This is a genomic window from Streptosporangium sp. NPDC002524 (assembly GCF_040295985.1).
Lineage (GTDB): Bacteria > Actinomycetota > Actinomycetes > Streptosporangiales > Streptosporangiaceae > Streptosporangium.
In genome coordinates this window covers 637,423-656,049 of record NZ_JBEOWK010000001.1, presented here as the reverse complement: position 1 = coordinate 656,049, position 18,627 = coordinate 637,423, and the positions used below count along the sequence as shown (strand labels likewise).

At 71.4% G+C, this 18,627-nt stretch carries 12 protein-coding genes; 4 read left to right on the top strand and 8 right to left on the bottom strand.

All coding sequences use genetic code 11. The features are described 5' to 3' along the window. Positions 1-439: 439 nt before the first annotated feature. The 6 genes from ABT053_RS02710 to ABT053_RS02685 form a co-directional block, all read right to left on the bottom strand. Positions 440-3,595, bottom strand: coding sequence for an ATP-binding protein (locus ABT053_RS02710; protein ID WP_350967069.1), 3,156 nt, complete (start codon positions 3,593-3,595; stop codon positions 440-442). Between the two features lie 2 nt (positions 3,596-3,597). After that, on the bottom strand, positions 3,598-4,224 hold the full coding sequence (locus tag ABT053_RS02705; RefSeq protein ID WP_350967068.1) for a hypothetical protein: 627 nt from the start codon (positions 4,222-4,224) through the stop codon (positions 3,598-3,600). Next, positions 4,224-5,291, bottom strand: a complete 1,068-nt coding sequence (locus tag ABT053_RS02700; RefSeq protein WP_350967067.1) for an endonuclease domain-containing protein — start codon at positions 5,289-5,291, stop codon at positions 4,224-4,226. The genes ABT053_RS02705 and ABT053_RS02700 overlap by 1 nt, the downstream gene beginning before the upstream one ends. Before the next feature lie 586 nt (positions 5,292-5,877). Next, complete coding sequence (locus tag ABT053_RS02695; protein ID WP_502991698.1) at positions 5,878-9,342, bottom strand: coiled-coil domain-containing protein; 3,465 nt, start codon at positions 9,340-9,342, stop codon at positions 5,878-5,880. Positions 9,343-9,551: 209 nt separating this feature from the next. Then, entirely contained in the window at positions 9,552-11,090 is a 1,539-nt protein-coding gene (locus tag ABT053_RS02690; protein ID WP_350967065.1) for a hypothetical protein, read from the bottom strand. Continuing rightward, entirely contained in the window at positions 11,080-12,297 is a 1,218-nt protein-coding gene (locus tag ABT053_RS02685; protein WP_350967064.1) for a hypothetical protein, read from the bottom strand. Before ABT053_RS02685 ends, ABT053_RS02690 begins: the two co-directional genes overlap by 11 nt. Positions 12,298-12,513: 216 nt before the next feature. On the opposite strand from ABT053_RS02685, the gene ABT053_RS02680 reads away from it, so the two are divergent. From ABT053_RS02680 to ABT053_RS02670, 3 genes are all read left to right on the top strand, one after another. Continuing rightward, complete coding sequence (locus ABT053_RS02680; RefSeq protein WP_350967063.1) at positions 12,514-13,368, top strand: helix-turn-helix domain-containing protein; 855 nt, start codon at positions 12,514-12,516, stop codon at positions 13,366-13,368. A gap of 280 nt (positions 13,369-13,648) precedes the next feature. Next, positions 13,649-14,032 carry a hypothetical protein gene (locus ABT053_RS02675; protein ID WP_350967062.1) on the top strand — a complete coding sequence of 128 codons (384 nt, stop codon included), beginning with the start codon at positions 13,649-13,651 and terminating at the stop codon, positions 14,030-14,032. A gap of 417 nt (positions 14,033-14,449) precedes the next feature. After that, on the top strand, positions 14,450-15,106 hold the full coding sequence (locus ABT053_RS02670; protein ID WP_350967061.1) for a response regulator transcription factor: 657 nt from the start codon (positions 14,450-14,452) through the stop codon (positions 15,104-15,106). Positions 15,107-15,213: 107 nt separating this feature from the next. On the opposite strand, the gene ABT053_RS02665 is transcribed toward ABT053_RS02670, so the two are convergent. Then, positions 15,214-16,167 (bottom strand): proline dehydrogenase family protein, encoded by a 954-nt coding sequence (locus tag ABT053_RS02665; RefSeq protein WP_350967060.1) that lies wholly within the window; start codon positions 16,165-16,167, stop codon positions 15,214-15,216. A 242-nt stretch (positions 16,168-16,409) separates the two neighbouring features. Here ABT053_RS02665 and ABT053_RS02660 point away from each other — a divergent pair, with 242 nt between their 5' ends. Further along, a complete protein-coding gene (locus ABT053_RS02660) occupies positions 16,410-17,387 on the top strand; it encodes a helix-turn-helix domain-containing protein (RefSeq protein WP_350967059.1) in 978 nt (325 codons plus the stop codon). Between the two features lie 327 nt (positions 17,388-17,714). Here ABT053_RS02660 and ABT053_RS02655 read toward each other — a convergent pair whose 3' ends face one another. Beyond that, the gene (locus tag ABT053_RS02655; protein WP_350967058.1) at positions 17,715-18,596 is read right to left on the bottom strand and encodes a class I SAM-dependent methyltransferase; all 882 of its coding nucleotides are present in this window, start codon (positions 18,594-18,596) and stop codon (positions 17,715-17,717) included. Between the last annotated feature and the right edge of the window lie 31 nt (positions 18,597-18,627).

Here is an 18,627-nt window from a genome sequence, read left to right as displayed (position 1 = left end):
AGCGAAGCCAAGCATGGAGGTGTGCTGAAAGCAGGGAGAGGACGTGAAGGTTCTGCGCGATCGAGAAGTGCCCACGAAGACGGCCGGGTGTGTCGCCTACCGGGACTGGGGCCGTAGCCCTTCGAGGATGAGCTGGGCGATGTGCGCGGCGCATCGACGACGGCCGGTTCGCGGAGATGTGGGGGGCCAGCACGGGATTCCCGTCCTCGGCCAGCCCCGAGGACCTGAGCCGCCCGGCGAGCTGACCGGCGTGGTGCTCCCGAACGCCGAACGGGGCGACCTTGATCGTCTTGGTGACACGTGGAGTCGCGATGAGCGACGGAGGTCCCACGGGTGGGAGAGACCGTGCGGCCGCAGCCCGGGACGGACGTTCCGGCGGCGCGCACGATCCTCCCCACGAGTGATCACACCACGGGTGATGAGCAGCTGACCTGCGAGGTCATCGGCTCGCTCGGGCGATGACCTCCTCGGTCGTCAGCGGCGCCCTGGGATGATGGGTCAGGCACAGGGGTGTACGCAACTTCGCGAACCCCGCGCCCTCGGGTGCGACGTAGAACTGGCCGCTGCGAAGCGAACCGATGTCATCGGCGCTGCCGCCCTTGACGCGGGCCATCGCCTTGGCCGCCTCGATCTGCACATCCGCGTTGAGCAGGCCGTAGAACTGCGTGGCGGCGTTGCCCGGGATCCTGTTGTGCAGGCCCTTGGGCGCCTGGGTCGCGAACACCAGCCCGAGCCCGTATTTCCGGGCCTGGGAAGCCAGCGCGAGCGTGCTCTGCGTGCACGCGGTCATGCCGCCCGAGGGGGCGAAGGTCTGCGCTTCGTCCATGACGAAGAGCCCGCCAAGGGGCAGGTCACCGGCGGGGTTCTTCTTGATCCAGGCGAACAGCGCCATCTGCAGCTGGTTCACGAAGGACTGCCGCTCGGAGTCACTCTGCAGCCCCACGAAGCTGATGACCGACACCCGGGCCCGCTTCCCCGAGGCCGGAGTGAGAAGCCGCCCCGGATCGACCGGCTCACCCTCCCCGCCGAACAGCGGATCGGTCACGGCGGCGGCCCGGAGCACCTGGGCGAGCCCATCCGCGATCTTCACCGCTCCGCTGATCCGACTGACATCTTCGGGAAAGTCCGCGAGCAGATTGATCAGCCCGTCGAGGCCGCCACCTTTGTACTTCCCGAAGTGGACAACCGCCTCCGTGAGCACCGCCCGGGCGACCTGGGCCTTGCCGGTGCCGCCCTCCACCTTCGCGCGCGGAGCGAGCGCCGCGATGGCGGCATGGACGGCTTCGTTGAACTCGTCGACGTCGTCCCGGACGCTGGAGAAGTCGGGCAACGGCTGGAAGGCGAGTGGACGGCCCTTCTTCCGGCGCGGTGTCCAGACCACGACATCGGTGTCCGCGATGTAACGAGCCGCCAGATCCCCGTCACCGGGATTCCAGGCGGAAGGCTCCTCCGGCCAGGCGTCGCCGAGGCGGGCGAGGTCGTTGTTCGGGTCGAGCACGATCGAGGAGACGCCCTGGAGCGCGCACTCCTCGACGATTCGCCTGATCAGAACGGTCTTCCCCGAGCCGGATCCCGCGAAGATCGCAACGTGCTTACGGAGCGCCTCCAACTCGACGGAGATCGGGATCCCGCGATCGTAGGAGCGCCCCACGGTCAGCGACGGTACTCCGACCGGCCCGCTCTCCGGAGAGTGGCCCGAGGCGCCGACCTTACGGGCCGGCAGGGGCTTCGCCTGCGCGGGCGGCCCCTCTGGGTCTTTTGGGGCCTGGGGCACCCGCGGAGCGGTCGGATCCGCCCAATCACCCAGGGCGTCCCTGAGGAGCTTGAGGTTGGCGGTGGGTTTCCTGTCGGCGATCCACTGGTCGATGTGCGGGAGGTTCTCCGCGAAGAGGTCCCGCAGGGCGCACAGCACCCTGAGATCCTCCTCGTCGGCCGTGATCACCCGGCCGCCCCTGGCGCGGAAGGCGGCGACCGACTCCTGGGTGACCGGCCCGGAGTTCCACGGGATGTTCCGGATGACGATCAACCGGCGCTTGGGATTCTCCTCCGCGAGACCGGCTTTGAGCACCGCCTTGCGGAGCCGGGTCAGCGCCGCGAGGTGATGCGTGGCGGCGATGCCGCGGAACGCCCAGTGGATCTCGTCTTCGGTCGCCTCGTTCAGGACCTGCTTGAGACCCGCGTGAAGAGAGGTCTTCTGGCCCATCGGCGGATCGACTCGGTAGGGCGCGAACGTCCCACGCCGTTCCACGACCCATGCCTGGAGACCCGCCGAGAGCAGGCCGGGAAGAACCGCGTCCTCCCGTTCGGCCTCCAGCGCTCCGCTGACGTCGGCCGAGTCCGCCAGGAGCGCGAACTTGGTGTCGATCCCCCGGAGCACTTCTTCGGGGTCGCGCTTCACAACGGGATCGACCACGTTCGAGGGCGCGTCGAGGCTGTCCAACTCGGTGACCTTGCCCTGTATCAGGCACGCCCGGATGTGCTGGGACAGACGGTTCAGGACCTCACGCGGAGTGTAGAAGGGGGCCTGGGCGAAGGCCTCCGGCCTGATCGGCCACGTTGGATACGGCCGGTCGAAACCGATGTCCTTGAAGTGCTCCGCGAGTCGCATGGTGACGAGCTCCGCGCCCACCGCGGGGGTCGGAATGCGCCGGAGGAACGCGGCCTTGTGAAAGCGATCCCTGAAACTCTGGACGGCCAGAACCTCAACGAGCGTCCACGTCTCCGGCAGGCAGGAGAGAACCGTCAGGGTCCGGCTGGTCATCTCACGGAGGTTGGTCAGCCCGTGGGCGAACTGGAGGACCGCCGCGGTCGCCACTGGGTCGGGGCTGCCCTCGACGTAGACGCTGCTCTGCGCGATGAACGTGTCGAGTTGGTCGAAGGCCACGACACTCGGGCCGGTCAACGCCAGCAGCCGCGAGATGTCACGGACGATCTCCTGCGGAGATTTGCGGACCTGCCGGAAGCCCCACCTCGACCGGTCGCTCTCGCCGTCCGCGATCGAGCAGATGTAGGACTCGCCGATGGCCACCAGGGCGTTGTGGCCGGCACCCAGGAGCACCAGAGCCCGAGCGACGTCCTGTGCCTCTCTGCCGACCCGGCGGTCGATGTCGTACAGGGCCTCGATGAACAGGTCGAGGTCTTCGGGGGTGACCGTCTGGTTACCGATGATCGCCTGCTGGGTTTTTCGTGGGAGCCGCATCCGGCCCGTCAGATTGCGGAGGAACCGTTTGAGCTGGGTCTCCTCGTCCGTGCCCACCCGGGCCAGCCCGTCCTGGACGGACACGACCGCGCTTTCCCAGAAGTTGCGGGCGTCGAAAATGCTCATGAGGAAGAAGTAGCCGTCGCGCTGGATGACCTGCTCACGCAGCCAGCTCATCAGGTGTGTCTTTCCGCTTCCGGCGCCGCCCTCGAGGACCACCCCGATCGGGCTGGTCGCGGGAGAGTCGGTGGCGGCGGCCAGTCCCGAGCGAAGAGCGTAGGAGGCCGCCGGGTGCATCTCTGGCACGTGGAACGGAACCGGCTGCCAGATATCCTCAGTGGCGTTGACGGTCGAGAAGGGCTTGAGGCTCTCCAGTGCGTACCATTCGGTAACCATCGTCACGCTCCGACGCGGAACTGATGGTTGGGTGTGCTGCCGATGACGATCGCGGCGGCGTGGTCTTCGGGCTTCAGGTCACCCAAGATCGCGACCGGCTCGATGTCCACCCGTCCCGCCAGCATCATGGTGCGCAGGACGTCGTCCTGGAGATCCCGGTCGATGTCCGTCAGGAGGGCTCGCAGCTTGGTCATCGCGGCCCACCGGCCCGTGCCAGGCGTGATCTTCGCGTACGCCGCGCGAATGCGCCCTTCCACCTCCTCCGGTGACAGCGTCGTGACCGGCGCCCGGACGGGTTCCTCAACGGCCGGGACCGTCACTTCGGGCGCCGAAAGGGACCGCAGGTACAGCAGAGCCAACGTCTTGCCCGAGCGGGAGGTCACCGGGACTCCCGCGCGTACTTCTTCGACCGCGCGCTCTTCACCGGCCGGTGTGATCGCGTACCACAGGGCTCGACGCTCTCTGGTCTCCAACTCGATCAGCTTGGCGTCGACGAGACCCGCGCGGTTCTTGGCGTCGAGCTCCAAGCCCCACTCCTCTTTCAGTTCCTTGTGGGCCAACGCGGTTTTGAGCTCCCTCAGCACGAGCAGAACCGCGACCTGCCGATACGTGAGTCTTCCTTCGGACATCAGCCTGCTCCTTCGTTCATTCCGAGGCGTCGGCCCCGGAGAAATCCTTCGAGGTGGCGCAAAACCGCCCCCAGCTCGCTCATCACCTGCTGGTTGGTGAATCGCAACACCGTGAACCCGTCACGTTCCAGGTGCCGGTCACGAATCCGGTCACGCTCCATCTGGGCGAGCGTCTCGTGTTCCGGTCCGTCGAGTTCCACGACGCACTTCTCCGGGGCCCACATCAGATCCGTGCGAATCATCACGAACAAGGGGTCTCTGGACTGATACGTCTGATTCCACGTCCGGCCACGAGCCCACCCGCATTCCGCCAGGGCCGCCTCCATCGCCCGCTCGACCACACTCGCCGGATGTGGTTTTCCGGCGATCGGCGGCACTCCTGCCGTCGGGGTGAGCGGCGGTGCCGTCATCTCCTCGGCCAGTCTCCTGACCGCCGCGGGCAATTTCAGGTAGAGGGTCTCGACGCGGCGCAGTTCGGGACCGACGAGCCAGATCCCCATGCCGCTCCGGTGTGCCAGCCACTCACATCCGGCGACCAGGACCGTCTCCTCATGGGAGGTCGGTTTCTCCGGCACATAGACGACCAGCGCCGCCGATTCGCGGCCGAACGTGGAGGCGATGACCCGGGCCAGACCGGCCGCCCGCGACTCCGCGGGGAACGATCGTCCTGTGGGGGCGCGCTGTCCGGGAACCAGCGGGCCGCTGTGCCGGATGGCCCGGGCGGCGAGGTCGGCCAGGAACGGTCCGAAATGACGGGTGCTCGATGCCAGGCGCATCGCGAGAATCCTCGCCGCCGCCACTCCGCCACCGCCGGGACCGGAGAGTCTCTCCCCTTCGGGCAACCAGGCGGGGAAAAGCCCGATGGCCAGTGTTTCCAGCTCGCGGAGGATGGATTCCACCACCTCCGAGGCCGACTCACCGCCGGTCGCCGTGTAGGTGACGACGGCGGGACCGGTCTCCGGTAAGGGATTCAGCAACAATTCCATTACATTGGCGTCAATGCTGGAATCAACTCCGGCGAGGCGGAGCACCCTCCCGACCGGGAGATCGCCCCATGACAATGCCACACCGGCTCCCTCTCGGCACCCCTTTGAAAACGTGACTTTGCGTAGGATATAGGGCGCACAAGGTGAGGCGTAGGGAATCTAAAGATATCTCCCGTTCTGAAGTTACAAAACCAGCCAAACGTCCATCCTGGCCGCCTTGCGCATCTTCGTTTATGTCATGGGGCGCTGCCATGATCTCCAGCTGGGCGGCGGGTGCGGGCACCCCGTGTCTCCGCTGGCCCGTGGGCGTAGGCCGATTCACCGATTCAGCCGGTCATGCCGAGGGGGCCGCCGCGATCGGAGAGACGCGCGGCCGCCTCGGCCCGATGCACGTCTTGGGAAAACACCCGCGCCACGTGCGGTTGTATCGCCTCGCGTCGTAATCGATCTTCGGCGGTCGGTTAATCGTCTTCCGGATACCTCACAATTCCGGCATATCTGATATATGGCATCTCGTGGTCATGAATGACGCATGACGCTCTGGCCTCCGGGCTTCAACCTCAGCGGTTACCCATTCCTTGGGCGGCGAAAGGACCCGGAGGTCACCACGGACCGGTGAGCGCCGTCCGAACGCGCTCACCGCTCTTCCCACCCATGAGCTTTTCGCTCACCGGCTCACCGCGGCGGCCAGTGCGCGCACCCGTTCGGCGTGCAGGTCGTGGCCGATGACGATCGGCGGCTCGTTGTACGGCATGGCGTCGGAGGAGCGGCGCAGCTTGACGTACTGCCCGCAGGCGTCGACGGCGTAGGGCTCCATGTCGTCCTGGAGCGCGCCGATCACCGTGATCCCGTACGTCTCGCCGATCCGGCGGAACAGCGCGACCGCCTCCCTGCGGTGCTCCTTGCCGAGGTTGCGGCCCAGCTCGTCGAGGACCAGGCACAGGTGCCCGCCGCCCGAGGACGCGATCGCCGCCGCGCAGACCAGCTTCACCGCCTTCTCGTCCATCAGCGCGGTGTTCGCCCGCCGGTTGTACGGCACGAACCCCTGCCCCTCGCCCCTGCGCCACTTGGGCGTCACCCGCCACGCCCAGCGCTGCTCGGGGTCGGCGGGCGCGGGCGGGACGGGGAACTCCAGCGTCGCGCCGTAGCCGCCGTACGAGGTGTCGAGCTTGTCGAACTCCTCGGCCACCCGGGTCAGCCGCGCCCTGATCGCGGCGGTCAGCGCGGCCCGGTGCACGGCGGTGGACTGGGCGGCCTCCTCGGCGCCCCTGGCGGCGGCCGTCAGGTCGCGCTGCCGGGTGACGATCTGCGTCTCGATCTGGCGGCGCCGGTGCCGCTCGTACTCCTCCTGGCCGCGCAGGTAGGACGCGAGCGCCGAGCACACGCCGGGGAACGTCGCCTGCTCGCGGGCGGTGCGCCCGGCGCCGGGCGAGGTGCGCTCCCTGACCAGGAAACGCAGCTCCTCGGGCATCTCCTCGTCCTCGCCGGGGAAGGTGTCGCGCATCGCCTCGTCCAGGCGGCGCTCGGCGGCCCGCCACCACTCCTCGGACGTCAGCGGGCGCTCCTGCTCGTCCAGGGCGCCCAGCCATTCGCGGGCTCCGTCGACGGTGCCGCCCCAGTCGCCAGCCAGCGCGTCCAGCCCGAGCGCGTCGCGGTCGGCGGCGATCCTCGCCGCCTGCTCCGCGGCCTGGTCGCGGTCGGACTCGTGCCGGGCCCTGCGGCCCTCCAGACGCTCGATCTCCATGCTTCTCGTACGGGCCCGGAAGTCCAGGCCGCTCGCCCGGCGCTCGGCCTCGTCCACCTTCGGGGCGATCCCGGCCAGCGCCTCGTACAGCTCGGTGAGCGCGCCCCGCCGCTCGGCCAGGCGGCGCTCGATGTCGGCCAGCTGCACCGACGCCTTCGCCCCCTCAAGCCTCCGGCCCGCCTCGGCCACGGCGTCCTCGGCGGCACGCACGACCGCCGCCGCGCTCTCCTGGGTGTCGCGTGCCCGGTGCAGGCGCTGCTCGGCCGCCTTGATGCGGGCCTCCCGGCCGGTGACCGCGACCTCGAACGATCCCACGACGGTGACGCCCGCCGCGCTGACCAGCACCGATCCCGGCAGCGCGCCCAGAGCCCGCGCCGCGGCCTCCAGGTCGGCCGCGTCGACGATCACCGCGTGCTCGTGCGGCCACCCGCGCGCTCCCAGCGCGGGCGCGGCCTGACCGCCTCGCCTCGGCGCGGCCGCGTCGTCGCGGGCCTGCTCGGCGACGTCGATCGCGTCGAGCAGGCCGGTCGCCCCGACGCCCGCCTCGGCGAGCGCGTTGAGCTGGGCCGCCGCCGGGCCGCCCTCGGCGTCGTCCAGCGCGGCCTTCGCCCCCTCGGCCTCCCGGTCGGCCACGCCCAGCGCCTTGAGCGCCTCGTTCAGCCGTGTCCTCGCCTCGGCCAGCTCGGCACCCGCCGTCGCCACGTCGCGCCCGTCGGCCAGGCGGCGCTGCTCCTCGAGGCCGGGGATCCAGCCGCGCAGCTCGTCGACCGAGTTCTCCGCCACCGCCCGGTCGGCGTCCAGCTTCGCCGCGCGTGCCTGCAGGGCGGTCAGCTCCCTGCGGGCCTCGGCCAGCCCGCGCTCCAACGTGTCGTCCTTGAGCGTGGCGATCTCGGCCCTGACCTCGGTGATCGCCTCCGTGGCACGGCCGCCCGCCGCGCGGACCCGCTCCAGCTCGGCCGCGAACGCGTCGTCCCGCTGCCCGGCGTCGGCCAGCCTGCGCGCCAGCCGCCCCCGCCAGCAGCGCAGCGCGTCGGCCAGCCGGACACGGGCCCGGTCACGCCTGTCGAAGGTCTCCAGGAGCGTACGCGACTCGCCCTCGAACTCCCGGAGCAGCTCCATGGCCCGCGTCGCCCGCACCCGCCTGGCGTGCTCGTCGCGACGGGCCTCCCGCTCCTGGTCGAGCTCGGAGTCCAGGCCGGTCAGCGCGGCGATCGCCTCGAAGACCCGTTCGGGGGAGATCTCGTTGAGCGGCTGGGAGAGCAGGTTGGTGGCGACCTTGCTGCGTACCGAGGTCGACAGGAACGACACGCACCTGACGCGGTCGCCGTACAGGAACCTGGTCAGGTCGCGCGCCACCACGTCGCGGCGTCCCGCCGAGCGGGGCAGCGCCGTCCACAGCTCGTCGGCCCGCGCCACCCGCTCCGCCTCCGAGGCCGCCACCGCCAGGTGCACGCCCTGGATCCACCTGATCTCCAGGTGCGGCGCCTCCTGGTTGACCCGCAGCCACACGGTCACGGCGTCGTCCAGGGAGGGGTGACGCGGGGAGCCGGGATCGGGGGAGGCCGCGTCCGGGGAGGCCGTGTTTTCGGAGGTCGCCTCCGGGGGGACCGCGTTCGGGGAGACCGTGTCCGAGGAGCCGCCTGGAGAATCGCCGTCCACGGAGGCGGCGCCAGCGGGGCCGGTGCCCACGGGGGCGGTGCTCGCGGAAGCGCCGACCGTGAGACCGGCGGTGCTCGTGGAACCGGTGGGCGCGGAACCGGTGCTCGCGGGGCCGGTGGGGACGGGGCCGGTGTGCGCGGGATCGGCCGGTGCGAAGACGCCGACGATGTAACCGTGGTCGGCGCTGGCCCACGTCCGGCCGCCCCCGCCCGCCGCGAGCTCGGCGTTGAACAGCAGCTCCGCGACGGATTTCGCCCCCGAGGCGAAACGCCACTGCTCGTCTCCGAGCAGTGCGGTGATCATCGCGATGAACGACGACTTGCCCGCGCCGTTGGAGTCCTTCGGCCCCGCGCCCGCGACCACGATCAGCGTGCCCGGCACGGTCGGCACCGGGTGGGTCGAGAGCCGGGAGATGTTGACCGGCTGCACGGCGATCAGCACCCGGTCGCCCACCACGTTCTCGCTCGGGGCGGTGGCACGGGTCACCTCCACGGGGACCAGGGTCGCCTGCGTCCCGCCCGAGTTCTCGGCGCCGGTCTCGGAACCCCCGGTGCCCCCGCTCCGGGCACTCTCCGCCCGGATGTTCCCGGTCCGGGTGGCTCCGCCGACCTCGGCCGGAGAGACTTTCCCGGCCCCAGCCTTGGCTCCGGTTGTGCCGGTGCGGCTCTCCGTGGCCCTGGCCCGGCTCCCGCGCGAGCTCTTCGCGGCCTGGTTCCGCTGGTCGGTCAACCCCGTCGTTCCTTTCTTCCGTCCTGCTTCCGGCACCTGGAGCGCCGGGTCTCCGGCGTCCCGTCCGGGGTCCGGCTCATCGTGAGGCCCCGCGTTCGACGTGTTGTGAGGCCCCCGGCTCGGCGCGTCGTGAGCGACGGCCTTCTCGTGGCCGCTCGCCACCGGGGTCTCCGGCCCGTCGTCGCGAGGGGCGGTCTTTCCCGCCCCGCTCACCGCCGACCGGCCCGTACGGCCGCCGCCAGCGGTGTGTGCGGTCCCGCCGCGAGGATCAGCTCCTCCTGCAGGCGGCGCCTGGCCTGCGGGGTCAGCCGGTGGAACTGCGGCCCCGGCACGTAACCCCCGGCCTCCTCGCCCGCCTTCACCTGGGTCACCAGGCCCGCGTGGCGCAGGACGCGCAGCGCGGCGTCCAGCTCGCCGATCGGCAGTCTGGTGTGCCGCCGGAGCTCGTCGACCTGGGCCGGGAACGGCGAGAGCCAGCTGTCGGCGGGCAGCAGGCCGTCGGCCCGGGGGATCGCCACCGAGTGGATCAGCACGAGCACCAGGACCGCCCGCTCGGACTCCCCCAGAGCCGAGCCCACTCCCGAGCCCATTCCCGAGGCCGCACCCGAGCCCATCCCCGAGGTCGTACCGGAACCCATTCCCGAGGTCGCACCCGCGACCGATCCCACTCCCGCGACCGCGCCCGCTTCCGGGTCCACCGTCGAGGTCGCACCCGAGCCCGCCTCCGAGGCCACAGCCGCCCTCGGCACCGCCTCCGCTCCCGAGCTCGTTCCCGCTCCCGAGACGGTTCCCGCTCCCGAGACGTTTCCCGCTCCCGGTGCCGAGCCCGGAACCGGCCCAGAAGGTGTGCCCCCTTCCGCGAGAGTCTCGGCCGCGTAACCCGAGGTCCACGCGTCACGGTCGTGGACGAGGACCCGGCCCCGGCGCGCCAGCATCTCGGCGAGCGCGCGGCGCATCACCGGGTCGCGCAGCGCGGGAAAGCGGGCCTCGTGCACCGGCTCGGCCGCGTGCTCCACCGCCATGAAGGCCGCCACCACCTCGGCCCTGCGCCGCTCGTCGAACGGGCCGAGCAGGTCCTCGTCCACCTCCTCGGGAACCGTGACACCGGCCCCGGCCTCCGCGTCGCCGAGGGCGCCCTCGGCGACCGGGAGCACCTCCGGGCCGCCCGGAACCTCCTCTCCGGAGGGCAGGCGGCGCATCAGCTCCCGCAACTGGGCGTGCGACGAGGCGGGCCAGGAGGCGCACCGGGGGCCGAGTCGTACGAGACCGCCGGTGACCTCCAGCCAGGCCGAGTCGTGCAGGCGGCGCAGCGCGCCGACCGCCCAGTTGCGCATGAGGTCGTCGCCGCGCCCGATCAGCGCCCGGTACGTCGACAGCACGTCGTCGACCGTGGCCGTGCCGCCGGGCCAGGGGTCGGCGGACAGGTCGGTCCAGCAGCACCGCAGCGCCGCGGCCAGCACCCGCCGGGTCTCCCCGGATCGTTCCACCGCCATCGGCGCGACCTGGTATTCCTCCAGGAGGGACGGGGTCGCCCCGTCGGGCCAGACGGGCAACGCCACGCCTGTCCCGTCGCCGCGCCCCAGCCGGGCCATTCCGGAGGGAGCCGCCTCTCCGGCCGCGAGCGGGAGAGGACCGCCCGCCCTGGCACGGACGTGCGCCGTCACCTGCTCGTACGTCGCCCCCGCCGCCGTCGCGCGCTCGTGCGCGAGAGCCGTCGCGGCCGGTGTGTGTCGCGGATCAGCCGGCACCGCCGGTCCTTTCGAGGTGGCCGTGGGAGAGCCAGGCGGGCTCGCCGCCGGGGTCGGCGGTGAGACCGTCGGCCCAGCGCAGCCGGTACGGGGAGTCGGGACGCAGGTCGGCGGAGACGAGGTCGGCCAGCAGCCGGCGGGCGGAGACCCACTCGCCGTCGGCGGTGAGCAGCTCCTCCAGCCGGGCGGCGGAACGCCCGGCGAGCGCGGCCTCGGCCACGGCGGTCAGGTGGTCGAGGCCGTCGGCGCCGGGGGTGTGGGTGTCGGCGGGACCGGGGTCGGGCAGGGCCGAGCGCGGGGGAGTGGGCTGGGCGGGCGCCGGGCGGGGGCTCTCGTCCACGGCCCTGACGATCGCCGCCGGGTCGTGCCAGGGGGCGGGGGCGTCGAAGACGAACCCGTCGAGCACCGCGGCCAGGCGCTCCCTGCTCGCGGTCTGCGCGAAGGTGCGCCAGGTCTCCGCGGGGAGCAGCGTCAGGTTCCTCGTCGTGCCCGCGGAGTCGGCCAGGCGCCCGGCGGCGCGGCGCGAGGCGTCGCTGTAGGAGTAGATGGCGGCGCGCAGCTCGGTGCAGGTGCGGTCGAGGTCGGGCCAGCGGGTGAGGATGGTGCCGTGCAGGCTCTGCGCCCGCCGGGCGATCTCCTCGGTGCCCCACAGCTTCGGCGCCTGCTCGCGCAGCTCCTCGATGGTGCCGCCGGTCAGCGTGATCAGCTCCAGCGCCCACAGCCGGAAGGCGCGCGACAGATTCTGCGCGCTGGCGCGGGCCTCCTCCATCGTCGTGCGGGGGTCGGCCACGTTGAGGTCCTCGAGCGCGAGCAGGCGGTGCATCTCCGACTGGCCGCCGTCGTCCATCATCCGGCGGATGAACATCAGCCCCACCACGCTGGTGAACGACGCGCGGTAGCGGAGCTGGTTGGGCTTGGGGAACACCTCGCGGATCGCGCCGAGACCGCGCAGGACCCGGAGCCGGTTCTCGAACCGGTCGAGCGGGTAGGCCCGGCAGACGTGGCGCATCTGCTCGTGGGTGAGCCACTCCTCGCCCGCCTCGGCGAACGCCGCGAACAGCGTCTCGGCGATGTCGACCAGCGCAGGGTCGTCCACCACCGCGCCGCTGTCGCGGGCGAGCGCCGCGAACATGCGGCGGTAGGTCGAGAGCACGGCCTCCTCGGTGAGGGCCGAGTCGAGCGTGATCTCGTGGTTCGTCTCTGGCACGCGCCCTACCGTAAGGCTTGCGCCCGACAATCCTGACCCGGACCGCTGAGAAGCGCCCCTCCGCCACGACAGGGCCGGGGGCCGGGGCCGCGAACCGGGAAGCGTTGTGGGAGCGTGCCCACGATTCTTCGGCAACTATTCGCAACATTTAAGACAGATCGCAACATCCGACGTACTGTCGGAGCACCAACCCCCCGCGGTGACAAGGTGATGGAGATGGCGACCTCCACAGCACGCATCGACGAGGCCAAAGGCATCCTCGCCGCCAGGCTCAGGGCGCTCCGCGCCGACGCCGGGCTGACAGGGCGAGCGCTGGCGGCGAAGACCGGCCTGGACCACACCAAGATCTCCAAGATCGAGAACGCGGTCCAGATGCCCAACCAGGCGGACATCCGCACGTGGTGCGAGGCCTGCGACGCGGACGAGCAGGTGGTCGACCTCATCGCGGCCGCCCAGAACATCGACGCGATGTACACCGACTGGCGCCGCCTGGAGGAGAGCGGCCTCGGCCACGTCCAGCGCTCCTTCCAGCCGCTGTACGACAAGACCCACCAGTTCCGCGTCTGGCAGCACTCGGCCGTACCCGGACTGCTCCAGACCGGTGACTACGCCCGGGGCCATCTGCGCGCCATCATCGACTTCCGCGGCATCCCGGACGACATCGAGGCCGCGGTCGCGGCGAGGCTGAGACAGCAGGAGATCCTGCGCAACGGGAGCAAGCGGTTCGCGTTCGTCGTCGGGGAGCAGGCGCTCCGCATGCCGCTGGTCGGCCCCGAGCAGATGGTCGCCCAGCTCGACCGGCTGGCGGAGCTGACCTCCGGCACCGCGAACGTGTCCTTCGGCATCGTCTCCGCGACGATCAGGCCGCCGCTCATGCCGCCGGAGAACTTCTGGATATACGACGCCAACCGGGTCCGCGTCGACACCGTGCCCGGCCAGATCCAGCACAAGGCCCCGAGCGACGTGGTCGTGTACGAGAAGGCGTTCCGGGCGCTGAGCGGTGCCGCGGTGTACGGGAAGGAGGCCCGCGACATGCTGCGGGCCGCGGCGGGCGAGTTCCGCGCGAAGTGACGCCGCGAGAGCGGTGACGCCCCGCCGGGAACGGCGCCTCGCGAAGGCTCCGGTGAGCCCCGGTGAGCTCTGATGAGCTCTGATGAGCTGCGGTGAGCCCTGAGGGGTTCCGCGCGGAGAGGCTCCCCTGGAAGCGCGGATCAGTGAGCTCCCGGGAAGCGCGCATCGGTGAGCTCTCAGGAAGCGCGGATCGCCGAAAGGGGCGCTTCGCGAGGAGTGAACGCGCAACATCGCGCAACATCGTTGAGACCGGCGTCCAAAGATCCTTACCCTCGCCAGCGTGACCGTTGATCACAGAAACCCCGAAGACCTCGCGCCTCCTCCCGCCGAACTCCGGGCCCGTGAACTGGCGGCCCTGCTGGCCCGATCCCACAACATCCCGGCGGACGTCCACCGCCTGCCGTCCGGAAAGATCGTCATCTCCGTCTACTACGGTCTGGTCGCCCGCCTGGACGACGCGTGCCGCTTCTGGTGGATCGTCCCGGTCTCCGCGGACCGGGACAGGCCGCTGTGGACGAGCGCCGCCACCCCGGTCGCGGCGGCGGTCCGGATAGCCGATCACTACCGGGAACTCCGCGCCCGCCCGCTGATCCACCTGATACACGGCGGTTACCTGCTGACCGACGTCCTGATGGAACACCACGAGGCCGCCGCTCCGATTTGACCCCTCTCACCGAACCCGTCCCCCTTCGATAGCACTCGCCGCTCCTGTCGTACTTCGATGGCTTCCGCAACGATCGCCCCGGTTACGGACCGCAACCGGAACCGCCTCCCCGGAGCCCGCCCCCGGCATCCGGCGAACACGAGTTCGGTCACTCCGGGGGGAGGGCCGCGCGGTCCGTCGTGACCGGCGTTCGCGGCCGATTCGGCCGCTTCACCCGGGTCGTACGCGCCTTTCGCACGGCTTCCCGGTAATCACCGGCCCTCATCGGGTGCGAGGTGAAGTCTCCGACCTGCGCGAATCACGGCTCAATGCCCCGTGTTTCGTGTTTAACTCGGACTTGCGGTAGTCACCCGACTTCCTTGGGTAGTGTCCCCGGGCCAGATGAGAGTGCGCGGTGCAACAAGGGGGAGACGATTCATGATCAGCGTCCTGATCGCCGAGGACATGCATCTCGTCCGAGGGGCCATGGTCGCCCTGCTCTCCACGGAGAGTGACATCAAGGTCGTCGCCGAGGTCGGTCACGGCGACGAGGTGGTCCGCTCCTGCCTGCTCCACCAGCCGGACGTCGCGCTCATCGACATCGGCCTGCCCGGCACCGACGGTCTCACCGCGACGGCGGAGGTGCACCGCAGACTTCCCGAGTGCGGGACGGTGATCCTGACCGGGCTGGCGACCCCGGTCGCGCTGCGCCGGGCCCTGGACGCCGGGGCGCGCGGCTTCGTCGTCAAGGACGCCCCGGCGGGCCAGCTCGCGGGCTGCGTACGCCGGGTGGCCGCCGGTGAGCGGGTCGTCGACCCCGAGCTGGCCGTCGCCGCCCTCAACGCGAGGAGAAACCCGCTCACCGCGCGCGAGCTGGAGGTCCTGGAGGCCGCGGCCGAGGGAGCGCCGGTCGGAGAGATCGCCGACCGTCTCTGCCTGTCCGGTGGCACGGTGCGCAACTATCTGGCGCGGATCCTCAGCAAGGTCGACGCCCGCACGCGCGTCGAGGCGGTCAGGATCGCCAGGGAGGCGGGCTGGCTGTGGTCCCACGACCTGACCGAACCGATCCTGAGCCGCTACCGCTCGCTCAACTGACCGCTCACCCATCTCTCCCCGCGGACCTCGGTGCCGTCCTACGCCCGGCGGATACGACGACCTTGGGAAGTCCCCCGATCCCAAGGCCTTCGGGAGCCGGACGCGGGCTAGGCGGCGGCGTCGACGAGGGCCTGGAGCAGCCGCCGCGGGTCCTCGGCCAGCCGGTTGCACACGTACAACCACCACTCGGTGCCGAAGACGACGTACTCGCGGGTGGGGTGGCCGCGTTCGGCCATCGCGGTGAGGCGGTCGGGGCCGAGACCCAGGAGGGTCTCGAACTCCCACGGCGCGTCGGCGCGGCCCGCTCCGCCGAGATGGCGGTCGACGCGATGGATCAGGTCCCAGTCGTGGGTCGCGAACGAGCACAGGTGTCCCGAGTCGGCCAGTGACTCGGCGTGGCGCAGGTAGGCGGCGGGCAGCGCGGCGTCCTCGCGCGCGTAGGCGACGCTCTCCGGCTCCAGGAAGGCGCCCTTGACCAGGCGGATCCGTCCGGGCAGCGCGAGAAGCCCCCGCAGGTCCTCGCCGGTGCGGTGCAGCCTCGCCTGGACGGTGACCCCGACGTGGCCGAACCGCTCGCACAGCCTCCGGTGCACCGACAGGACCGCGTCGGTGCGGTCGGAGCCCTCCGCCGAGATGATCATTTCCCGGCCGGTGCCGGCGGTCGCCTCCGCGACGCGGACGGCGTTCTCGAGGGCGAGTTCCTCGTCGATCGCGAGTCCGATGTGCGAGAGGTCGAGGGAGACCGAGCAGCGCGGCGGGAGCAGGCGGGCGGCGTCGACGAACACGGCCGTCTCCGCCAGGGCCCGCTCCGGGTCGCGGCAGCTCTCTCCCATGTACTCGACGTTCGCGCGGTGGCCGGCCGCGTGGATCTCCGCCACGCGTCCCAGCGCGTCCGCGAGGGTCTCGCCCGCCACGAAGCGCCGGGCCACCCGCCGGGCGAGGGGGCCGAGCACGGGGTCCGCGGGCACCCGCCACTTGAGCCTCTCGTCGAGCGCGAGCGTGCGCAGGACCTGGGCCGCCCGGGTGGAGACGTCGGTATCGGTGAGCTGAACGGTGGTCATCGCGCGCCTAGCTGTCGAAGGTGAAGGGTTCGCCGAAGCGGGCCGAGCCGGGCCGAGCCGGGCCAGGCCAGGCCGGCCTGGTGCCAGCCTTCCAGCGGCCCACCGGCCCAGGAAGTGGCAGGAATGCCTAATATGATGAAATTTCTGCCACTCATCGTGCCGGGCCCGTACCGCCACGTCGTGCCGGCCCCGTACCGCCACAAGGAGCGTGCCGGGCCCGTACCGTCACCAGGAGGTCTCCCATGCTGCGCGACGTCGCCGTCCTCGCCCTCGACGGCGGGCACGCCTTCGAACTCGGGGTGTTCTGCGAGGTCTTCGGCATCGACCGCGGCGACGACGGCCTGCCCGCCTACGACTTCGCGGTCGTCTCCGCCACGGGCGGGAGCGTGCGCACCCGGCACGGCTTCCACATCGAGACCCCGCACGGGCTGGAACGGCTGGAGTCGGCGGACCTCATCGGCGTCCCGGCCTCCGACCCGGGCGTACGGCAGCCGGAGGAGCTGCTGGAGGCACTGCGGGCCGCGGTACGGCGCGGGGCCCGGGTGCTCAGCATCTGCTCCGGCGCCTTCCTGCTCGGGGAGGCCGGGCTGCTCGACGGCCGCCGCTGCACCACTCACTGGCGCCACGGCGAGGAGCTCGCCCGCCGCTACCCGCTCGCCCGGGTGGAGCCGGACGTCCTCTACGTGGACGAGGATCCCGTCATCACCGGCGCCGGCACCGCCGCCGGGATCGACGCCTGCCTGCACCTGGTCCGCAAGGAGCACGGCGGCGCCGTCGCCAACGACATCGCCCGGCGCATGGTGGCGCCCCCGTATCGCGACGGCGGCCAGACCCAGTACGTCAGGCGCCCGGACCCCGGGCCGGGCGCCGGGCACCTCGCGTCGCTGCTGGCCTGGCTGGAGGAGAACCTCCACGAGGAGCTGACCGTGGAGCGGATGGCCCGCCGGGCCAACATGTCGCCGCGCACCTTCGCCCGCCGCTTCAACCGGGAGATCGGCACCACGCCGCTCCAGTGGCTCACCGGCCGGCGCGTCCTGCTGGCCCAGCGCCATCTGGAGAGCACCGACGAGCCGGTCACCCTCGTCGCCGAACGGGCCGGATTCGGGTCGGTCGCCACCTTGCGTCACCATTTCGCCCGCTGCCTGGGCACCACGCCGCACGCCTATCGCCGCGCCTTCCGCGGCCCGCGCGCGGGCTCGGGCGGCGGTCATCTCACCTGACCGCCGGGCGGGTGGGGCGGTCACCTCATCTGACCGCCGGGCGGGTGGCACGTACGCGAGCCGACCGACGCCGGACCCGGGTCCCACGGAGGTGAGCCGCCGGTTCTCAGGGCGTGACACGGGAGGCGCTTTTCGAGGTGTGGGCCATGGGAAGCACGTCGGCGACGCGTTCAACACCCGTACGGGAAAACATTCCCGGCACTCACCGTGGATGACTCCAGAAAACCATTCTCGATAATCAAAAGGGGTTTTCCCGCCGTGAACGCCCGTGTTCCGGACATCGGGACCCGGGCGTTCACGGCCGGGCGTTCACGGCGAAGAAACCGATCAGAGGCTCGTGCCGGATTTGTCGGCGAACATCCAGCGGTTGCTCGACAGGGCGTCGTTCGGCTCGGGGAGCGGGCCGCGACCGTGGCGGCGGGCGAAGTCGAAGGGGGTGTGAACCGTGACGGACCAGCCCCGGTCCCTCAGGTGGCCGACGGAGTCGGGACGCGGCTCCCTGTCGAACAGGGCGGGCAGGTCGACGCCGATCTGCCGCCTGGTCGCGGCGTAGATGGGGCCGGCGCGGACCTCCGGAGACTCCGGCCCGAGCTTGACCTCGAAGAACAGGGTGCTCCCCTCGGCGCTCAGGTGGTCGACGGTGTCGATGAGCCGCCGCTCGGCGGCCGGTGGGAGATAAAGCAGCAGGCCCTCGGCCAGCCACGCGGTCGGCACGGCCGGGTCGAAGCCCCTGCTCAGCAGCGCGTGGGCCCAGTCGTCACGCAGATCGACCGCGATCGGGCGGCGGGTGGCCGCCGGGACGGCGGCGAGACCGTCGAGCACGTGTTGTTTGAACTTCAGGACGCCGTCGCGGTCGATCTCGTAGACGACCAGGCCGGGCGGCCAGCCGAGCCGGAAGGCCCGCGTGTCGAGGCCCGCGCCGAGCAGCACGACCTGCCGGGCGCCCGCGTGGGCCGAGCGGGTGAGGGAGTCGTCGAGGACGCGGGTACGCAGGCCGAAATAGCGTCCCAGCCTGCCCCACAGCGGGTTGGCGTCCCCGCCGGTCACCTCCTCCGGGCGGACCGGCCAGGTCGCGGACACCCTGGCGGTGCGTACGAAGTGCTCGGCGTAGGTGTCGCCGGCCAGGGCGTCGGGCCGGTGGGTCTCGATCGCCCGCGCGGCGGCGACCATGAGAGCGGTCAGGCCGACGCCGTCCTCGACACCTGGCACGTGCCCTCCTTACACCTACGTCTACGCCTAC